Annotated in this window: 11 protein-coding genes and 1 pseudogene; 5 read left to right on the forward strand and 7 right to left on the reverse strand. The window is 47.9% G+C overall.

The annotated features are described in order from the left end of the window. The first annotated feature begins 277 nt into the window (after positions 1-277). Complete coding sequence (gene nadC, locus ACTS3T_RS06875) at positions 278-1,132, forward strand: carboxylating nicotinate-nucleotide diphosphorylase (RefSeq protein WP_377966730.1); 855 nt, start codon at positions 278-280, stop codon at positions 1,130-1,132. A gap of 225 nt (positions 1,133-1,357) precedes the next feature. Here nadC and ACTS3T_RS06880 read toward each other — a convergent pair whose 3' ends face one another. From ACTS3T_RS06880 to ACTS3T_RS06890, 3 genes are all read right to left on the reverse strand, one after another. Further along, on the reverse strand, positions 1,358-2,476 hold the full coding sequence (locus ACTS3T_RS06880) for a hybrid sensor histidine kinase/response regulator (RefSeq protein WP_377966732.1): 1,119 nt from the start codon (positions 2,474-2,476) through the stop codon (positions 1,358-1,360). Between the two features lies 1 nt (position 2,477). Then, complete coding sequence (locus ACTS3T_RS06885; RefSeq protein WP_377966734.1) at positions 2,478-2,720, reverse strand: hypothetical protein; 243 nt, start codon at positions 2,718-2,720, stop codon at positions 2,478-2,480. Positions 2,721-2,857: 137 nt separating this feature from the next. Continuing rightward, complete coding sequence (locus ACTS3T_RS06890; RefSeq protein ID WP_377966736.1) at positions 2,858-4,306, reverse strand: ATPase domain-containing protein; 1,449 nt, start codon at positions 4,304-4,306, stop codon at positions 2,858-2,860. 449 nt (positions 4,307-4,755) lie between these two features. On the opposite strand from ACTS3T_RS06890, the gene ACTS3T_RS06895 reads away from it, so the two are divergent. Beyond that, positions 4,756-5,937, forward strand: coding sequence for a cysteine desulfurase family protein (locus tag ACTS3T_RS06895; protein WP_377966738.1), 1,182 nt, complete (start codon positions 4,756-4,758; stop codon positions 5,935-5,937). A gap of 35 nt (positions 5,938-5,972) precedes the next feature. Here ACTS3T_RS06895 and ACTS3T_RS06900 read toward each other — a convergent pair whose 3' ends face one another. Beyond that, on the reverse strand, positions 5,973-6,557 hold the full coding sequence (locus ACTS3T_RS06900) for a metal-dependent hydrolase (RefSeq protein WP_462934865.1): 585 nt from the start codon (positions 6,555-6,557) through the stop codon (positions 5,973-5,975). A 354-nt stretch (positions 6,558-6,911) separates the two neighbouring features. On the opposite strand from ACTS3T_RS06900, the gene ACTS3T_RS06905 reads away from it, so the two are divergent. After that, positions 6,912-7,088 carry a hypothetical protein gene (locus ACTS3T_RS06905; RefSeq protein WP_377966741.1) on the forward strand — a complete coding sequence of 59 codons (177 nt, stop codon included), beginning with the start codon at positions 6,912-6,914 and terminating at the stop codon, positions 7,086-7,088. 56 nt (positions 7,089-7,144) lie between these two features. Here ACTS3T_RS06905 and ACTS3T_RS06910 read toward each other — a convergent pair whose 3' ends face one another. Beyond that, the gene (locus ACTS3T_RS06910; RefSeq protein WP_377966743.1) at positions 7,145-9,295 is read right to left on the reverse strand and encodes a response regulator; all 2,151 of its coding nucleotides are present in this window, start codon (positions 9,293-9,295) and stop codon (positions 7,145-7,147) included. Between the two features lie 259 nt (positions 9,296-9,554). Continuing rightward, positions 9,555-10,613: a potassium channel family protein gene (locus tag ACTS3T_RS06915; protein ID WP_377966745.1), complete on the reverse strand. Its 1,059-nt coding sequence runs from the start codon at positions 10,611-10,613 to the stop codon at positions 9,555-9,557. A 360-nt stretch (positions 10,614-10,973) separates the two neighbouring features. Between ACTS3T_RS06915 and ACTS3T_RS06920 the strand changes: the two genes are divergently transcribed. Beyond that, complete coding sequence (locus ACTS3T_RS06920) at positions 10,974-13,079, forward strand: M3 family metallopeptidase (RefSeq protein ID WP_377966747.1); 2,106 nt, start codon at positions 10,974-10,976, stop codon at positions 13,077-13,079. 271 nt (positions 13,080-13,350) lie between these two features. Here ACTS3T_RS06920 and ACTS3T_RS06925 read toward each other — a convergent pair whose 3' ends face one another. After that, positions 13,351-14,727 carry a serine/threonine protein kinase gene (locus tag ACTS3T_RS06925; protein ID WP_377966749.1) on the reverse strand — a complete coding sequence of 459 codons (1,377 nt, stop codon included), beginning with the start codon at positions 14,725-14,727 and terminating at the stop codon, positions 13,351-13,353. A 501-nt stretch (positions 14,728-15,228) separates the two neighbouring features. Between ACTS3T_RS06925 and ACTS3T_RS06930 the strand changes: the two are divergent. Then, positions 15,229-15,788: pseudogene (locus tag ACTS3T_RS06930) on the forward strand (Uma2 family endonuclease). The last annotated feature ends 16 nt before the right edge of the window (positions 15,789-15,804 follow it).

A 15,804-nucleotide genomic window follows, 5' to 3' on the forward strand; every position in this document is an offset into this window, starting at 1 on the left:
GCGTCCCTCCCTCAGGCGCTTTACTAATATAGCCACTCCCCTCAACTATTGTCAACAAGTTTTTGGAAAATATTTTCGCTTGGGGCAAAGCCTCGATTTTTCTGGGTTCTAGCCATTCGCGTTGAGAGATCTTAGTGTGGTCGTCTGATTTTTCTCAAAATTCTTTTTTAGATTTTTCGTTTGAAGTTTGCGGTTGAACGAGGAATAAAGACCACAGCGTCATGGGTTAGGTAGTTCGCTCTATGCTAGAAGCTGCTGAATTCAACCTCACATCCATATGCTGCCTTCTTGGTTAGTTTTAGACCCGCTGCTGCAAAGCTGGTTGCTTGAAGATATTGGTCGGGGCGATCGCACCACTCAAGGTCTTTTAGGGGAACGAAGTCAAATGAGTAAGGCTGTTTGGATTGCTAAGCAGCCGGGGGTGATTGCGGGGTTAGAGGTCGCGGCTCGTATCTTTCAACTTATAGATCCTAGAGTGACGGCAGCAGTTAGCGAGTCGGATGGCTATGCTTGTCAACCCTCAGAAATTATTGTTCGCTTTCATGGGCCATTGGCTGCCTTGCTCACAGGTGAGCGGGTGGCACTCAACTTAGTAATGCGTCTCAGTGGCATTGCAACGCTGACTCGCAAATATGCAGAGCAGCTATCAGGCGCGTCGGCTCAATTAGTAGATACGCGAAAAACCACCCCAGGATTACGGGTTTTGGAAAAATACGCCACATGGGTCGGAGGTGGCCTCAACCATCGCATGGGACTAGACGATGCAGTCATGATAAAAGATAACCACATTGCAGCCGCAGGAGGCATCGAACAGGCGGTGGCGCAGATTCGTGCCAATATGCCTTACCCACTTTCTATAGAGGTAGAAACGGAAACCTTAGAGCAAGTGAAAGTAGCACTGGCGCAAAAAGTAGACATTATAATGCTGGACAACATGCCATTAGACAAGATGAAGCAGGCTGTGGCATTGATTCGTCAGCATAGCGATCGCACCAAAATAGAGGCTTCCGGCAACATAACCCTAGAAACTATTAGAGAGGTTGCCGAAACAGGCGTAGACTACATTTCTACCAGTGCCCCCATTACGCAAGCCTCTTGGTTGGATATTAGTATGCGGCTAGATCTCGAATAGATTTAAGCAGGTTGACATTGATGAAGAAAAAGCCCAAGAGTAGGTTAGCCAATCTACTAAAGCTCATCAGACTAGAGACAGGTTGGCGGATATCTATATAAAAAGGCTTGGTCAAAAAAGCTTTGAAGCTTGAACTTGTACATCAGCAAAGCAAGCCAATCTAGAGACAAAGCTTGTGTTTTGTTATTGCAGCATCTTTTCTAAGGCGTTTGATTGCCGAAGCGTTTAATGGTGCTGGAAGTCGAAGTCTATCTGTTCGTATGCTGCTGGCAGGCATACGGTAAACAGGGTACCCACGTCTGGCTGACTCTCGAACGTGATTTGACCGCCGTGTCGATCAACACACTGTTTGACAATACTCAGTCCTAATCCTGTTCCAGCAATTTCTTTGGCATTGCTAGCTCGATGAAATGATTCAAACAAATCTGGCTGATCTATCAAGGGGATGCCAATTCCTTGATCTTGTATCTCAAAAACAACCTGATTGGGCTGGAAGTGGACGCGCAGATGGACTGGGCTTTCGGGTGAAGAATATTTCACAGCGTTGGACAGTAGGTTAGATAAAATATGATGCAGCAAAGTTTCATCTAAATAGACTGGCGGCACTGCTTCAGGAAGCTCTAAATACAGGTGAGGAGGAGTAGAACAGCTCAGTTTAAAGTCTGCAACTAGCTGCTGACAGAATTCAGTTAGATGGCAAATGCCAGGTTCAAATTTCAGCTTACCGACATCAGCACGGCTGTAAACCAAAGCACCCTCTACTAGTTCATTCAGCTTGCCAATGGAATGACGAATCCGCTGTAACATGAAGGCTTGCTTTGCTGGATCGTTTTGGCTACGCTCTAGCAGTTGCACAAAGCCGGAAACGACATTGAGAGGGTTACGAAATTCGTGAGTCAGAATAGAAACAAAGCGAGATTTCATCTCATCTGCTTGCTGCAATTCTAAGTTAGCCTGCTGCAGTTGCCGTGAAAACTGTCTTGCTCGCAACAAAACCTCTAGCCGTGCTTGTAGCTCTATTTTCTCTAGCGGGGTTGTCAGCAAATCGTCTACACTTTGCCAAAGCTGTCGAGTGGCTAAATTTACGTCTGAGCGGGCGATCAGTAGTACACAGGGCCAAAACACTGGTTCTGCCGCCTGACGCTGATTTTTCAACCAAGGTTCAAGCTGGCTAAAAGCAGTTCCGTCTAAAATACACAAGTCAAAATCGCTTGCTGAGAGGGCTGATATAGCCTCTGAGTCCGTGTCTAGAGATGGGGCTACAAGCTGATAGTTTTCCGCTAACCATTGGGAGAGCAAGCGACGATTTTCTTTTTGTTGGAATAGCAGCAGCAAACGGCTCATTTCATTGGAGGTGTGAACGATGATATTGAATTAGCTGAATCAGGCTTTGGCGATTTAGAGGTTTACCGAGGCAAGCATTAGCACCATGTAGCAGGCTGAGATGGTTGACTTTTGAATCAAGCCTGGGCGTCAGCACGAAAAAAGGAATTTGGCGATCTTTTAGGCGATCGCAATAGTGCCAAACTTGCCGATCAAAACCAGAAATATCAATTAGCGCTAGATCAATGGTTGAGGTTTGCTGCAAAACAGTTGTTAAAGCCTCGTAGGTCTGAACTCCTAATAAACGGCATCCTAAAGGCTCTAAAAATGCTGCTAACAAACTCTGGTTATAAGTGTTATGAGCAAGACTTAAAATTACAAGCAATTTTCTAGATACCGCTGTTATGAATTAGAGTCATCAGTCCAGTCTGGTACACCGCTCAAAATATTACGCAGTTTACTTAAAGGCGAACCTACCTTGATTCCGTATCGAGTAATTTCTAATTCTCGTAATGTCCGTTCAAACCCTGAAAGCCGTTTCTTTAGAACCCCAATCGCTTTACGTAATTCACCTTTGATTTCTAAATGACGTAGAAAAATTATGTTATCTGCTAAATAGCTGACGCCCATATTAGTTGCGCGAAAAGTTCCTCCAGCAATATCCTCTATTTCGTTGATCAGTAGAGTCGCTACACCCATATTCTGTAAGTATTTGCATAGGGCATGCACATGTCTCACCATATTGCCACTACGGATTGAGAGTTCATAGCCAGCTAAGCTATCAATCATGACAATCTGCGTTTGATGCTGCTCTACTTCTTGGCGAACCAGTTGGGCAAATTCATCAGGAGAATAAAGCAAAGCTTCAATTTCCATAATTGCCAGCGTGCCCCGTTCCAGCATGGCTCGTACTGGAATATTGATACTCTCACAACGATGCAAAATTGTTTCCGTTGTTTCTTCGAAGGTATAGACGACAGAACGTTCGCCACGTCCCGCAGCTTCTTTCATAAACTGCAGACCAAAGGTGGTTTTGCCCACCCCAGTCGGCCCCGTGACGATCGTGATGGCTCCACGTTCAATACCGCCATGTAGTAGTTCATCTAGTTCAGGCACGCCCGATGAAATTGTCTCAGGTTTAAAGTGGCGCTGAAACTCTACTGGCCGTAGTTGCGGAAAAACAGTCATACCGTTTGAGGTTAGCCGTAGAGAATGATTACCTTCAGAGAAGTCAGATCCTCGGAATTTGGTCACTGAAAGAAGACGCTCACCTTGTTCATAACTGAGCGACAACACTCCATCACTCATGAATTTAAGATCATCATCGGGGGCACTTTGACTGCCTTCGGATGTGAATAAAACGGTTGCACCGTTTTGGGTGAGGTAACGGATGAAGGAAAGGGCTTGTTTGTGAAATTGGAATTCGTCTGTGGATAAGTAACGAAACTGAGTGATGGAATCTAGGAAAATTCTTGAGGGCTGTAGAGCCTCAATACATTCCATAATTTTTTGGGTTGTAGGTTCGCGCTCTACATCCGCTGGAGAAAAAATATCGTACGATTGGGATTCTGCAAAAAACTCTGGCGTTGGACTGAGGTCAAGAAATTCGATACCGACCAAATCTACGCCGAGGTAGTTGGCATTTTGGCGAATTTGCGACTCGGACTCGCTTAAGGTAATAAAAAGCACTTTCTCTTGCTGAGCTACGCCTTCTACCAAGAAATGCAATCCTACCGTCGTTTTACCTGTTCCTGGCCCTCCCCGTAGCAAATAGGCCCTTCCTGAAACGAAACCACCATGAAGAATTTCATCTAGCCCTACAATGCCAGTAGACACTCGTTCTTGTAACATATCTTCTCCACAGAAGCTTTTGGATATATCACCCAAAACTACCGTATATCCTGTTTTTTACGAAAAAACCCTTTAATTAAAGAGAAGAATGCTCGATGAACAGCAAATTGGCTTATGTTCTGAGCGTTCAGTGTGAACAAAGATCAGATTTGTTTATAAAAGCAGCTCGATCGCTCTCTTTTTTAATTAAGTACTGTTAAATACTTTTGCAAAAAGTAGCTATGACGAGCCTCTCAAGAGAGCTCAATTACTGAATGCTTGGTCAATGCGAAAGCAGGCTATGGTTTGTCTTTTTCTCACTAGCAATCAAATGGTTGATAGCTCAACATTTGATCAATTCTACAGGCTGGCGAACACAGGTTGAGTGAGGAAAGGCAGTGCTAGAGAAGAAATTACTGGCAATGAGACAAAGCATAATAGAAACAGCTCAAACTTGACATTGGCTGCTCATGTTGCATCGTCCCATCTACTTGGACTGTCATGCTACGACACCTGTTGATCCACGGGTGCTAGAGGCTATGACGCCCTACTTTACAGAATACTTTGGCAATCCTGGCAGCAACCTGCATCAATATGGTTGGGAAGCGGAAGCGGCTGTTAAGCGATCGCGCGAAAGTTTAGCCCAAACCATCAACGCTGAGCCTGAAGAAATTGTTTTTACCAGTGGAGCGACAGAAGCCAATAACTTAGCGATTAAAGGGGTGGCTGAAGCCTATTTTGATCGGGGACGCCATATTGTGACAGTGCAAACCGAGCACAGCGCAGTTTTAGATCCTTGTCGTTATCTAGAAAATCTGGGTTTTGAGATCACGTATCTGCCTGTTCAGGCTAACGGTTTAGTGAAGTTAGATAGCCTCAAGGCAGCTTTACGAGACGATACGATTCTAGTTTCTGTCATGGCTGCCAACAACGAAATTGGGGTTTTGCAACCTTTGGCAGCGATAGGTCAGCTCTGTCATGAACGCCAGATACCCTTTCATACTGATGCGGCTCAGGCGTTGGGCAAAATTCCTTTAGACGTGCAGGCAATGAACCTTGATCTGATGTCGATGACAGCTCATAAGGTTTATGGCCCTAAAGGAATTGGGGCGCTTTATGTCAGGCGACGACAGCCACGGGTGCAGCTAGCTCCTCAGATTCACGGAGGCGGACAAGAAAGGGGAATGCGATCAGGTACGCTATACCCACCGCAGATTGTAGGTTTTGCTAAGGCAGTTGAGTTAGCGATCGCTGAGATGCCAACTGAAGCAGAACGCCTCGCTTCGCTTCGTGAACGTCTTTGGCAACAACTCCAGCCGCTTTCTCAAATTTATCTCAACGGCCATCCGCAACAGCGGCTACCGGGCAATCTCAACATCAGTATTGAGGGCGTAGATGGCCAAGCGCTGCTGCTAGGGTTACGCTCAATTGTTGCTCTTTCTTCAGGAGCAGCTTGCAGTACCCCTAAAGCTGAACCGTCTCATGTCTTGAGGGCTTTAGGCAGATCAGAAGCGTTGGCTTACGCTTCGCTCAGGTTTGGCATTGGTCGATTCAATACTATTGCAGACATTGAGCGCATCGCTGAAGTTGTCATTTCTACCGTCAACGCTTTGCGCAAAGCTCAGTCAACGCCGAGTTTTAAATGGCCTTAGCTTGCTTAGCGATCGAAATCGGTAGCTAGAAGCCGCTAAAAACTAGACAGCCGCTGCCTGAGATAGCGCCAGAGGCGATACAGGCGCGGGGTTAGCAAGTAAAGCAAAAAGACCAAATTAGTCGTCTGCTCAAAAACCTGAAATTTTTCGGCATGATACCGATCATCCCAGTAGCTAACTGCACTTTGAAAGCGAGTTTGCCAGTCGAAGGGAAAAAATACCAGCGGGCCATCGTCTACGTGGGTCAGAATATCGACACCCGCGTGCAGCAGACAAGCCACCAAAAACCAGAACAGCCAGCGCGATCGCGAATTGATGTGACGCCGCGATCGCCAGACTAAGGCCAAGCCTGCCAGCAAAATCAAGGGGGCGTGCAAAAAATTATGCGACACAATCCACAGCGGATCGTGAAAAAAGAGTTGATCAAACATGTAGTCGAAGGCAACCCGCGTTGACCAGCCCAAAAAGAAGTGATAGTAGATTATGCCCCCAATCGATAGCAGCCAAAGCGATAAATCGGGGGCAACTGAGCCTAGCAAAAAAGCACTCTTAACAATCGGAATCCGGGGATTGGCTTTCTCTAGGGCAGCCGTCATTAGAAAATGGGAGGGCGTGTTCATGCAGAACCTTCAAAAACAGGACTTTTTCCGCATTTAGTAGGCGTTGCAGCTCTATAGCTAAAAGCAGAAATTTAAGGGCAGCGGGCAGAAGGAAAGCCTTTCTGTCATTGGCTTTTAGCCATTGAAGTATCTCAACGCTTGTGGCTACAGCTCTATGTTTAGAAAAATCAAAAAAAGTTGATTTGTCAAGCAATCTCAACGGTAAAAACCGGGTCAACCAAAGCCTTTTAAGCATAAGCAAACCGCGATCGCAACGTTGGCTGAGCCAGCAACAGCTTTGGTTATCACAATCCTATTGAGACCCTAATTCCTGTAAATTAGGCACATTCCCCAGCATTTACGGAGCGATCGCTTATGTCTGACACTGCCAATCTGGAAAAGCTAGCGGGCGTCATCAACCGAGCCAGTCAACAGGGAAAGGGGGGCTTTGTCAGAATGCTTTGGGGCAACCAGCCGGCAGATGTGCAATCTCAGCTCATGCCGCTGCTTGAATCTGAGGCGCTACAAACCATTGCGCCTGCTAGCGAATAAAGGGCTATGCCCCTCCTATCGCCGCCGTTGAGCCAGCTTGCTGACTTTTTCGTCGGCTATAAAGAGGCAATCTGCCGAGGCGAGCCACACTTAATCAGAGCAGCTACTAGCTCTTTAATGCGGATGGGTTTGCTGACATAGTCATCCATACCCGAATTGAGGCACTTCTCGCGATCGCCCTGCATGGCACTTGCCGTCATTGCAATAATTCGAGGCTGTAGCTGGTTAGACAGTTGCTGCCGGATCGCTCTAGTGGCTTCAAAACCATCCATTTTAGGCATGTGAACATCCATCAAAATCACATCGTAGGGCTGCTTTTCAAGGGCTGCGATCGCTTCTAGGCCGTCATTAACAATCTCCGCCTGATACCCCATGCGAGCTAGCACATGAATGATGAGTCGCTGATTGACCCGGTTATCTTCTGCCACTAATATCTGCAGGGGTAGGCGTTCGGCTAGTTGCTGATCAATCGGCTTGGGCGCACAAGGTGCCTGATGTTGAACCTGGCGTCCGGTCAAAACCTGCACAATCGTGTCATAGAGTTGGTACTGCCGGACAGGCTTGGGCAGTTGAGCAGCAAATAAAGTTTTATCCCCGGTGGGTTCTGCCTCAGTCTGACGCAGCGGCAGCCCAATAGAAGTGAGCATCAGCAGCGGTAGCCTCTGGCCTTGGCTGAGCTGGCGAATCTCAGCCGCTAGGGTCAAACCATCCATTTCGGGCATTTGCATATCAAGAATTGCCAGATCAAAAGGCTCGGCAGTTTTGAGCAGATCAAGCGCCTCCTTGCCTGATCGAACCGTCACGGGCAACATTTCCCAGGCTTGCAGTTGTAGTCTGAGGATCTGACGATTGGTTTTATTGTCGTCTACGATCAAAATGCGTTTGCCAGTAAGCTGCAGGTTAGTCAGTCGGGCGCGGCTTTGAATCGCAGTCACCTGGGCACTAGGGGCTTGAATCGTGAAGTGGAAAGTAGAGCCTTCACCCAAGCGACTCTCAACCCAAATACGCCCACCCATCATTTCGCACAAACGTTTACTAATGGCTAAGCCCAGCCCGGTGCCACCGTAGCGACGCGTGGTTGAAGCATCTACTTGGGTAAAGGATTTAAACAATTCTGATTGTTTATCAGCAGGAATACCAATCCCCGTATCCGAGACCGAAAAGTGCAATTCGTAGGTATTACTGTTTGGCGTTGAGGGCGACTTAGGTAACGCTTCAGCCTGAACCCGCACGACGATCTCGCCTTTGTCGGTAAATTTGATCGCATTGCTGAGCAAATTCATCAAAATCTGGCGCAAGCGGGTGACGTCACCCAAAAAAGCGATCGGTATATCAGGTGCAACCAATGAAGCCAACTCTAAGCTTTTGGCAACGGCATTGGGCGCGACAAGCTCTAGGGCATCTTCTACACAGGTATGTAAATCAAAGCACTGTTTTTCTAAGACCAGCTTGTCCGCTTCGATTTTAGAAAAATCTAGAATGTCGTTGATCAGCGCCAGGAGGGTATCGCCACTTTTTTGAATAATTTCTGCAAATTCTCGCTGCTTAGGCGTGAGTTGAGTATCTAGCAAAAGCCCGGTCATGCCAATGACGCCGTTCATGGGGGTGCGAATTTCGTGGCTCATCATCGCTAAAAACTCAGATTTGGCTCGGCTGGCTTCTAAAGCCTGCTGGCGAGCCACTTCTAACGCCTGTGTATAGTCTTCAATTCGTTTGTGGTGCAGTCTGGCTTCTAAGAGTAAGACGACCTGATTGGCGATCGCTTTGAGGCTGTCCATTTGCGCTGGCGTGAGTTCTCTGGGCATAAAATCGATGACACAAAGAGAACCTAAGCGATAGCCGCGTGAAGACGTCAGCGGTATACCAGCATAAAAGCGGATATGAGGATCGCAAAGCACCAGCGGGTTGTCGTTGACCTGATTATGGGCGATCGCATCTGGCACAACAAAAGGCTGATCATCTAGAATTGTATACCCGCAGAAAGCCTGCTCTCTAGGGGTTTCAGCAGCCTCTAGCCCGTAGCGAGACTTAAACCACTGGCGACACTCATCAACCAAACTCACAAGGCTGACAGGTACTTGGCAGATATAAGCAGCCAAGCGAGTCAGATCATCAAACGCAGGCTCAGGTGGCGTGTCTAAAATGGCATAGCTTCGCAGTTCTGCTAAACGTTCTGCTTCGTTACCAGGAATAGGGGCAGCTGGCATGCGAGACTCGGCTCCTAGAAAACTAATCGCAGCAGGCAAAAAACTTAAGGCATTGTTGTGGGTGCTTTGCTTTAAAGTCCGTAAAGCGGACGAAAAGTATTTTCCTCTCTCTGATTCCCTAATCTACAGATACCTTAACGAGGATTTTGAGCCGTTCAAGCATATTTACCCGATAATGCAATGATTTTTCCTTAAAGATGACGCTGCTAAGACGCAACATAGGGCTTATTCGGTCTTTCCACCCTGGCTATAACCAGCCCTAACGCACTCTTGCTCCGCGATAGCGCATTCCACTGCGGTGGGTGTGATTTTGAGCAAATTTAGGCATGTCCCCCTGGTGACCCATTAAAATAACGGAATCATCTTGCGCCAAATAAGTTTCTCGGCTGGGATGAATTAAAACCTCACCCGTGGCTCGCCGCAAAGCCACAATGATGAAGGTACCTCTGCCTCGCACTTCAATATCACCAATGGTGCCACCAATTAAAGGGGAATTAGCCGTAATGGGCAGTTCGTTGAGTTGAATATCTAGCTCTCCTAAAAGTTCATTCAAACTAGCCCCTTTATCAGTTTGTGAAAGAAAATCTACCGCAGTGGGATGAGTAATTAGATGAGCCATCCGAATCGCGCCAATCGCCACTGGCAACACTACATGGTTAGCACCTGCCAAACGCAATTTTTTTTCGGTAGAAGGCAGCTTACCCCGCGCCAAAATGATTAGAGCCGGATTCATTTCTCTAGCCGTCAGGGTAATAAACACATTAGAGGCGTCATCGGGCAAAACAGTTGACAGAGCCTTTGCCCGCTCAATTCCGACAGCCTGCAAGTTGTTTTCGTCAGCCGCATTGCCGTGGTAAACCAGGTAGCCCAATTCTTGAGCCATCGCAATACGCTCTGGGTCTTGGTCGAGGACGACAAAAGCTTGCTTCTCTTGCCACAGTCGCCGAGAAAGCATTTGGCCCATGCGTCCATAGCCACAAACAATAACGTGTCGTTGTAAATTTTGGATTTCCTGAGTCATACGTTTGTTTTTAAATACTTTGCGAATTTCTCCTTCGGTCACGAGTTGCAAAAATCCACCGACAATGTAGGCGACTGATAGCACTCCAGCTATAATCACCAAAATTGTAAACACTCGCAGTTGGGCAGAATCAAGGGGCTGAACTTCTCCATAACCAACGCCGAAAATAGTAATTACCACCATGTAAACGGCGTCTAAGACAGACCAGCCAGCCAAGATATAGCCGTAAACCGCGCCTAATACTGTCAGGATAAAGAAAACGCTGCCGACAATAATTCGCCTAAAGGGACGCTGCATTGCGATCGCCGCCAATTTTCTGCAATGGACAACTAACTTGCAATAGTAGAGCCAGCAATTCTTGCTGTCGGTACTGGAAGCTGCAGTATAGCTGTAGCCGCAAGCGTTAAGACACTTCAATCGCTAAAAGCCGTTGACAGAAAAGCTTTTCTTTTATCCCCTGCCCGCAGCTTTTAGCCATACCCCTTAGACGCCATCGTCAGAAAGGATGCTTTCAAGTCTGGGGCACGCTATCATATCTAAATAAACTCGTAACGACTATGACTAGAATCCGAGCAAGCCAGCAATGCTAGACCACCCCTGAATATTCAAAGCTCTCGGCCAATCTTTACTGTTGAAGCTGTATCTTATTTGAATCCTATGAGTCCAACCGTCACGCTACCTGAAAATTCAATTCAAAATCCGCTGCTGATCGGCACAGGCTTACCGCCCTTCGAGGCGATTCAGCCGCAGCATGTGGTTCCGGGGATGACCCAATTGCTGGATGAGCTAGCGCGATCGCTAAGTGCCCTAGAAGCCAACGTCACCCCAACCTGGGAAGGGCTGGTAGAACCCCTAACCCATTTGAGTGAGCGCTTAAGCTGGAGCTGGGGGATCATCAGCCATTTGATGGGAGTCAAAAATAGCCCCGAACTTCGCCAAGCTTATGAAGCAGTTCAGCCAGGGGTGATTCAATTTGCTACCCAGCTAGGACAAAGCAAACCCCTTTACGAAGCCTTCAAGCAGATTCGCCAGAGTGATACCTGGAAAACTTTGGAGCCTGCCCAACAGCGAATTGTAGAATCAGCTATTCGCGACGCTGAGCTAGCAGGTGTAGGGCTTGAAGGAGACGCTAAAGCGCAATTTAACCAGATTCAGCAAGAACTGGCAGAACTTTCAACCAAGTTTTCTAACAACGTTCTAGATGCCACTAAAGCCTTTAGTCTGACGCTAACCCAACCAGCAGACATCGCTGGGTTACCGCCTAGCTTGCTGGCACTAGCAGCGCAGGCAGCGCGTGAAGCTGGCACAGAAAAGGCGACGGCTGAGTCTGGCCCTTGGCGGATAACGTTGGACTATCCCAGCTACATTCCGTTTATGCAGCACAGCCAACGGCGCGACTTACGCGAAAAGCTATACCGAGCCTTTGTTACCCGCGCATCTTCAGGCGATCTCGACAATACGCCCCTGATTGAGCGCATCCTCAAGCTACGGCAACAGCAGGCAATGCTGCTAGGGTACGAAACTTACGCTGAGCTAAGCGTTGCTCGCAAAATGGCTCCTTCAGTAACCGCCGTAGAACAACTGATGGAAGAGTTGCGCCGTGCTAGCTATGAAGCGGCCAAGCAAGATTTAGCAGATCTACAGCAGTTTGCCCAAACCCAAGCCGCCCCCGAAGCAAAAGACTTGATGAATTGGGATACGGCCTTTTGGGCAGAACGTTTGCGCGAAACCCAGTATGAGCTAACAGATGAAGAGTTGCGGCCTTATTTCCCTTTACCACGGGTCTTAGAAGGATTGTTTAATCTTGCCCATCAGCTCTTTGGGGTAACGATTACGGCGGCTGATGGAGAAGCCCCCGTTTGGCACCCAGATGTGCGCTATTTTCAAGTAGCAGACGAGGCAGGCAGGGCGATCGCTCATTTCTATCTAGATCCCTACAGTCGCCCTGCCGAAAAGCGCGGCGGTGCCTGGATGGATGAGTGCCTTAATCGCGGGCGATTTGGTGACCAGCTACGGTTACCAGTGGCTTATCTGGTCTGCAACCAGTCACCGCCTGTAGACGGTAAACCCAGCCTCATGACTTTCCGAGATGTAGAAACGTTATTCCATGAATTTGGGCATGGCCTACAGCACATGCTGACGCAGGTAAACTATCCTGGTGCTGCTGGGATCAACAACGTGGAATGGGACGCCGTGGAGTTACCCAGTCAGTTTATGGAAAACTGGTGCTATCACCGTGACACGCTATTTAGACTAGCGCGACACTACGAAACAGGCGAACCCCTGCCAGAAGACAAGTATCAGCGGTTGTTAGAAGCTCGTAACTTCATGACAGGAAGCGCGATTTTGCGGCAGGTGAATTTTGGCTGGCTCGATATTGAGCTGCATCATCGCTATCAACCCGGTGGCGAAGAAACTATTTGGCAAGTACGCGATCGCCTTGCTGAAAAAACAACTGTGCTCAAACCTATCCCTGAAGATGCCTTTTTGTGCGCTTTCGGTCATATCTTTGCCGGAGGCTACGCTGCGGGCTATTACAGCTACTTCTGGGCTGAAGTGCTAAGCGCAGATGCCTTTGCCGCCTTTGAAGAAGCGGGACTAGAAGATGAGGCTGCCATGCTGCAAACCGGACGCCGCTTCCGCGATACGGTGTTGGCTTTAGGAGGTAGCCGTCACCCGATGGAGGTATTTAAAGCGTTCCGGGGTCGAGAACCTAGCACGGAAGCCTTATTGAGGCATCGGGGGTTGGTGACCACAGCTTAGGCGGCTGTCAATCTTAAATTTAAAGATCAGGCTGACACGGAAAATAAAGACAGGGAGCCACGGAGAGTCGTTTGCTGATCAAACCCTCCGTGGCTCTGAGTCCTATCGTTAAAGGCTGAAGGCTAAAGAAAAAGCTTTTCTGTCAGCGACATTTCAGCCATTGAAGCAATATCTTTTCAGTCTCTTTTCTATAACGGTCAGACTTCAGTAGGGCGGCAAACCTCGGCTTCATCTGCAAAGGGATTGTAACTGCCTGCAAAATTCCCCGTCATCAACGATGTTCTCGAGCCGTTTCAATAAATTGGTTGAGTTCTTGCAGCAACCATTCTTTTTCGGCGCTAGAAAGCATCGTGCCAAACTTATGGGTGTTGATGCCTTCTACTAAGGTAATGGCCTTTACAGGGCGTTCGTCTTGCGAGTAAGCTGTGCGGAGTTCAAAAGGAGCCAAATCTCTAAATTCGCCGCTAACTTGGCGCTGCCAGCCCAGCAGTTGTCGCTCAAGCCGGAACTGCTTCCAGTTGATTTCTAAGCGAGTTCTGCCTAGCAAGCCATTCAAGACAAACGCTGCCATGCCAAAGCCCACTAGCCAAAACGGAATGGAAAATAGCGGAAAAATCCAAAAACCGCTAGAGGCCGCCCCCCAAGTGGCTCCAATAGTCCAGAGCAGCACAAAGCCATTCCAAAAAATGGCGAAGCCACCCAGGGTAAGGGTTTCTGTCCTCAAACCAACTGGCGGAATTTCTAAGGTGAGCTGCGATCGCGTGCGGGCTAGCTTAATTTGGCTACCTTTTGGCTGATGCCGCCGCATTGCCCCAGTGTTTGCACCTGAGGAGGACACTAGCGGCGATCGCGGTTGCGTCAAAGCCGCGATCGATTCTTGAGCCGTACTCAAGCGGTCTTCCATCGCTGGTTCCAGCATACTTTCTAGCCAGTCAGCTAACTCCGGGCTGGTATTAATTTCACTGCGAAAATCAATTTTTAACCGCCGCTGGGGTAAATCAGCAGGCGATCGATGAGTCAATAAAAACAGCAGCGTTGCCGCTAAGCTATACAGGTCTGAGCTGGGATAAGCTACGCCACGAAATTGCTCAGGTGCCATATAACCATAGGTGCCCACCACCGTACCGCCCTGACTGATTGTGCTGTGGTAGACGTGCTGCACTGCGCCAAAATCAACTAAAAAGATGGCACCGTCTTCCCGGCGAATAATATTTTGCGGCTTAATATCCCGGTGAATGATCGGCGGGTTTAAACGGTGCAAATAGTCCAAAATTTTCAGGACTGCTAGCGCTATTTGCTTGACCTCAGCTTCGCTCACACGCCAGCCAGCCTCTACTAAAGCAGCTAAAGATTGTCCTTCAGCCAGTTCTTGAGCAATATAAAAACGGCGATCGCGTTCAGAATCTACCTGAAAGTAGTCAATATAGTCAGGAATCGCTGGATGATCTAGATTTTGCAAGACCTGCGCTTCTCGTTCAAATAGCTCTAGCTGCTTCCAGTCTTGCAAGCCTCGTAGCGAAAGCGCTTTGAGAGCCACCTGACGCTTCAAACCAATTTCTTCAGCTTCGTAAGTAAGGCCACTGCCGCCTGTGCCGAGCAGCCGCACAATCCGGTAACGACCTGAAATTACGTCCCCCGATTGATGCATCGTGTTTATTCCTCAGCTAAACCCGCTGTCTCGACGGTAGCTTAATCGCTGCCCCCATAGAGAAACAACTTGGGTGAAAAGTCCAGGCTCTCTAGTTGACTTAGAGTTCCCCAATCAATTCAGACGCGGCACAAACGCCTCTTGTTTGGGTGTCGCGATTGGCCGCTGCGCCAACCCACGCCATTTGGCTCAGCTCCCATCTTTTGCCCCAGTATAGACTTCAAAGCTGCCCAGCCCGACCGCTTTATACCAATTTCAGCGATCGCTTGCGGATTTTTTCTATCAAAGGATGTCAACAATAAACTAGTAAAAAACTCAAATAGCTGGAAAAATTCGAGATTTTGGGCTTGAAGAAATCAATAATAAAAAAAGCAATTAAATAGATTCAAGCTAAAAGCTTTGATTGAAAGGGGGTGAAATCATGACTATTATTCAAGCTTAAAGAAGTGAGAGTAAGTCTTTAGATATTGTCACAACCATAAGTAAGAACTACAAGCAATCATGGCTATATCAAATATTTCAGTACACACTCTAGAAAGCTTTCTAAAGCTACCAGAAACCAAGCCTGCCAGCGAATATATTGACGGTGCAATTTTCAAAAACCAATGCCTAAAGCTCACCTTTCCCGACTTCAGGGTAAATTAACTAGCGTTGTCAACGAAGTCGTCGAGGAAAGCCACATAGCATACGCCTTTCCAGAATTACGCTGTACGTTTGGCGATCGCTCAATTGTGCCCGATATCAGTGTTCTGCTCTGGGAGCACATTGAGTTTGATTCAAACGGTGAGCCTATCGACAACGTTCTGATTGCACCCGATTGGACAATTGAAATTCTTTCGCCTGAGCAAAGTGCTAATCGAGTAGCAGGCAATATTTTGCACTGCTTGAAGCATGGTTGTCGATTAGGCTGGCTGATCGATCCCGGCGATCGCTCGATTTTAGTCTTCCACCCTCAGCAGCAACCAGAACTTTGCTACAGGCAAGATCCCTTAGCCGTGTTAGATAGCATTCAGCTAGCTCTGACCCCAGAGCAGGTTTTCAACTGGCTCAAGATGAAATAGGCTGCCACGACTCACT

The organism is Almyronema sp. (assembly GCF_052168255.1).
GTDB classification, from domain to species: Bacteria; Cyanobacteriota; Cyanobacteriia; order Phormidesmidales; family Phormidesmidaceae; genus Sphaerothrix; species Sphaerothrix epifaneia.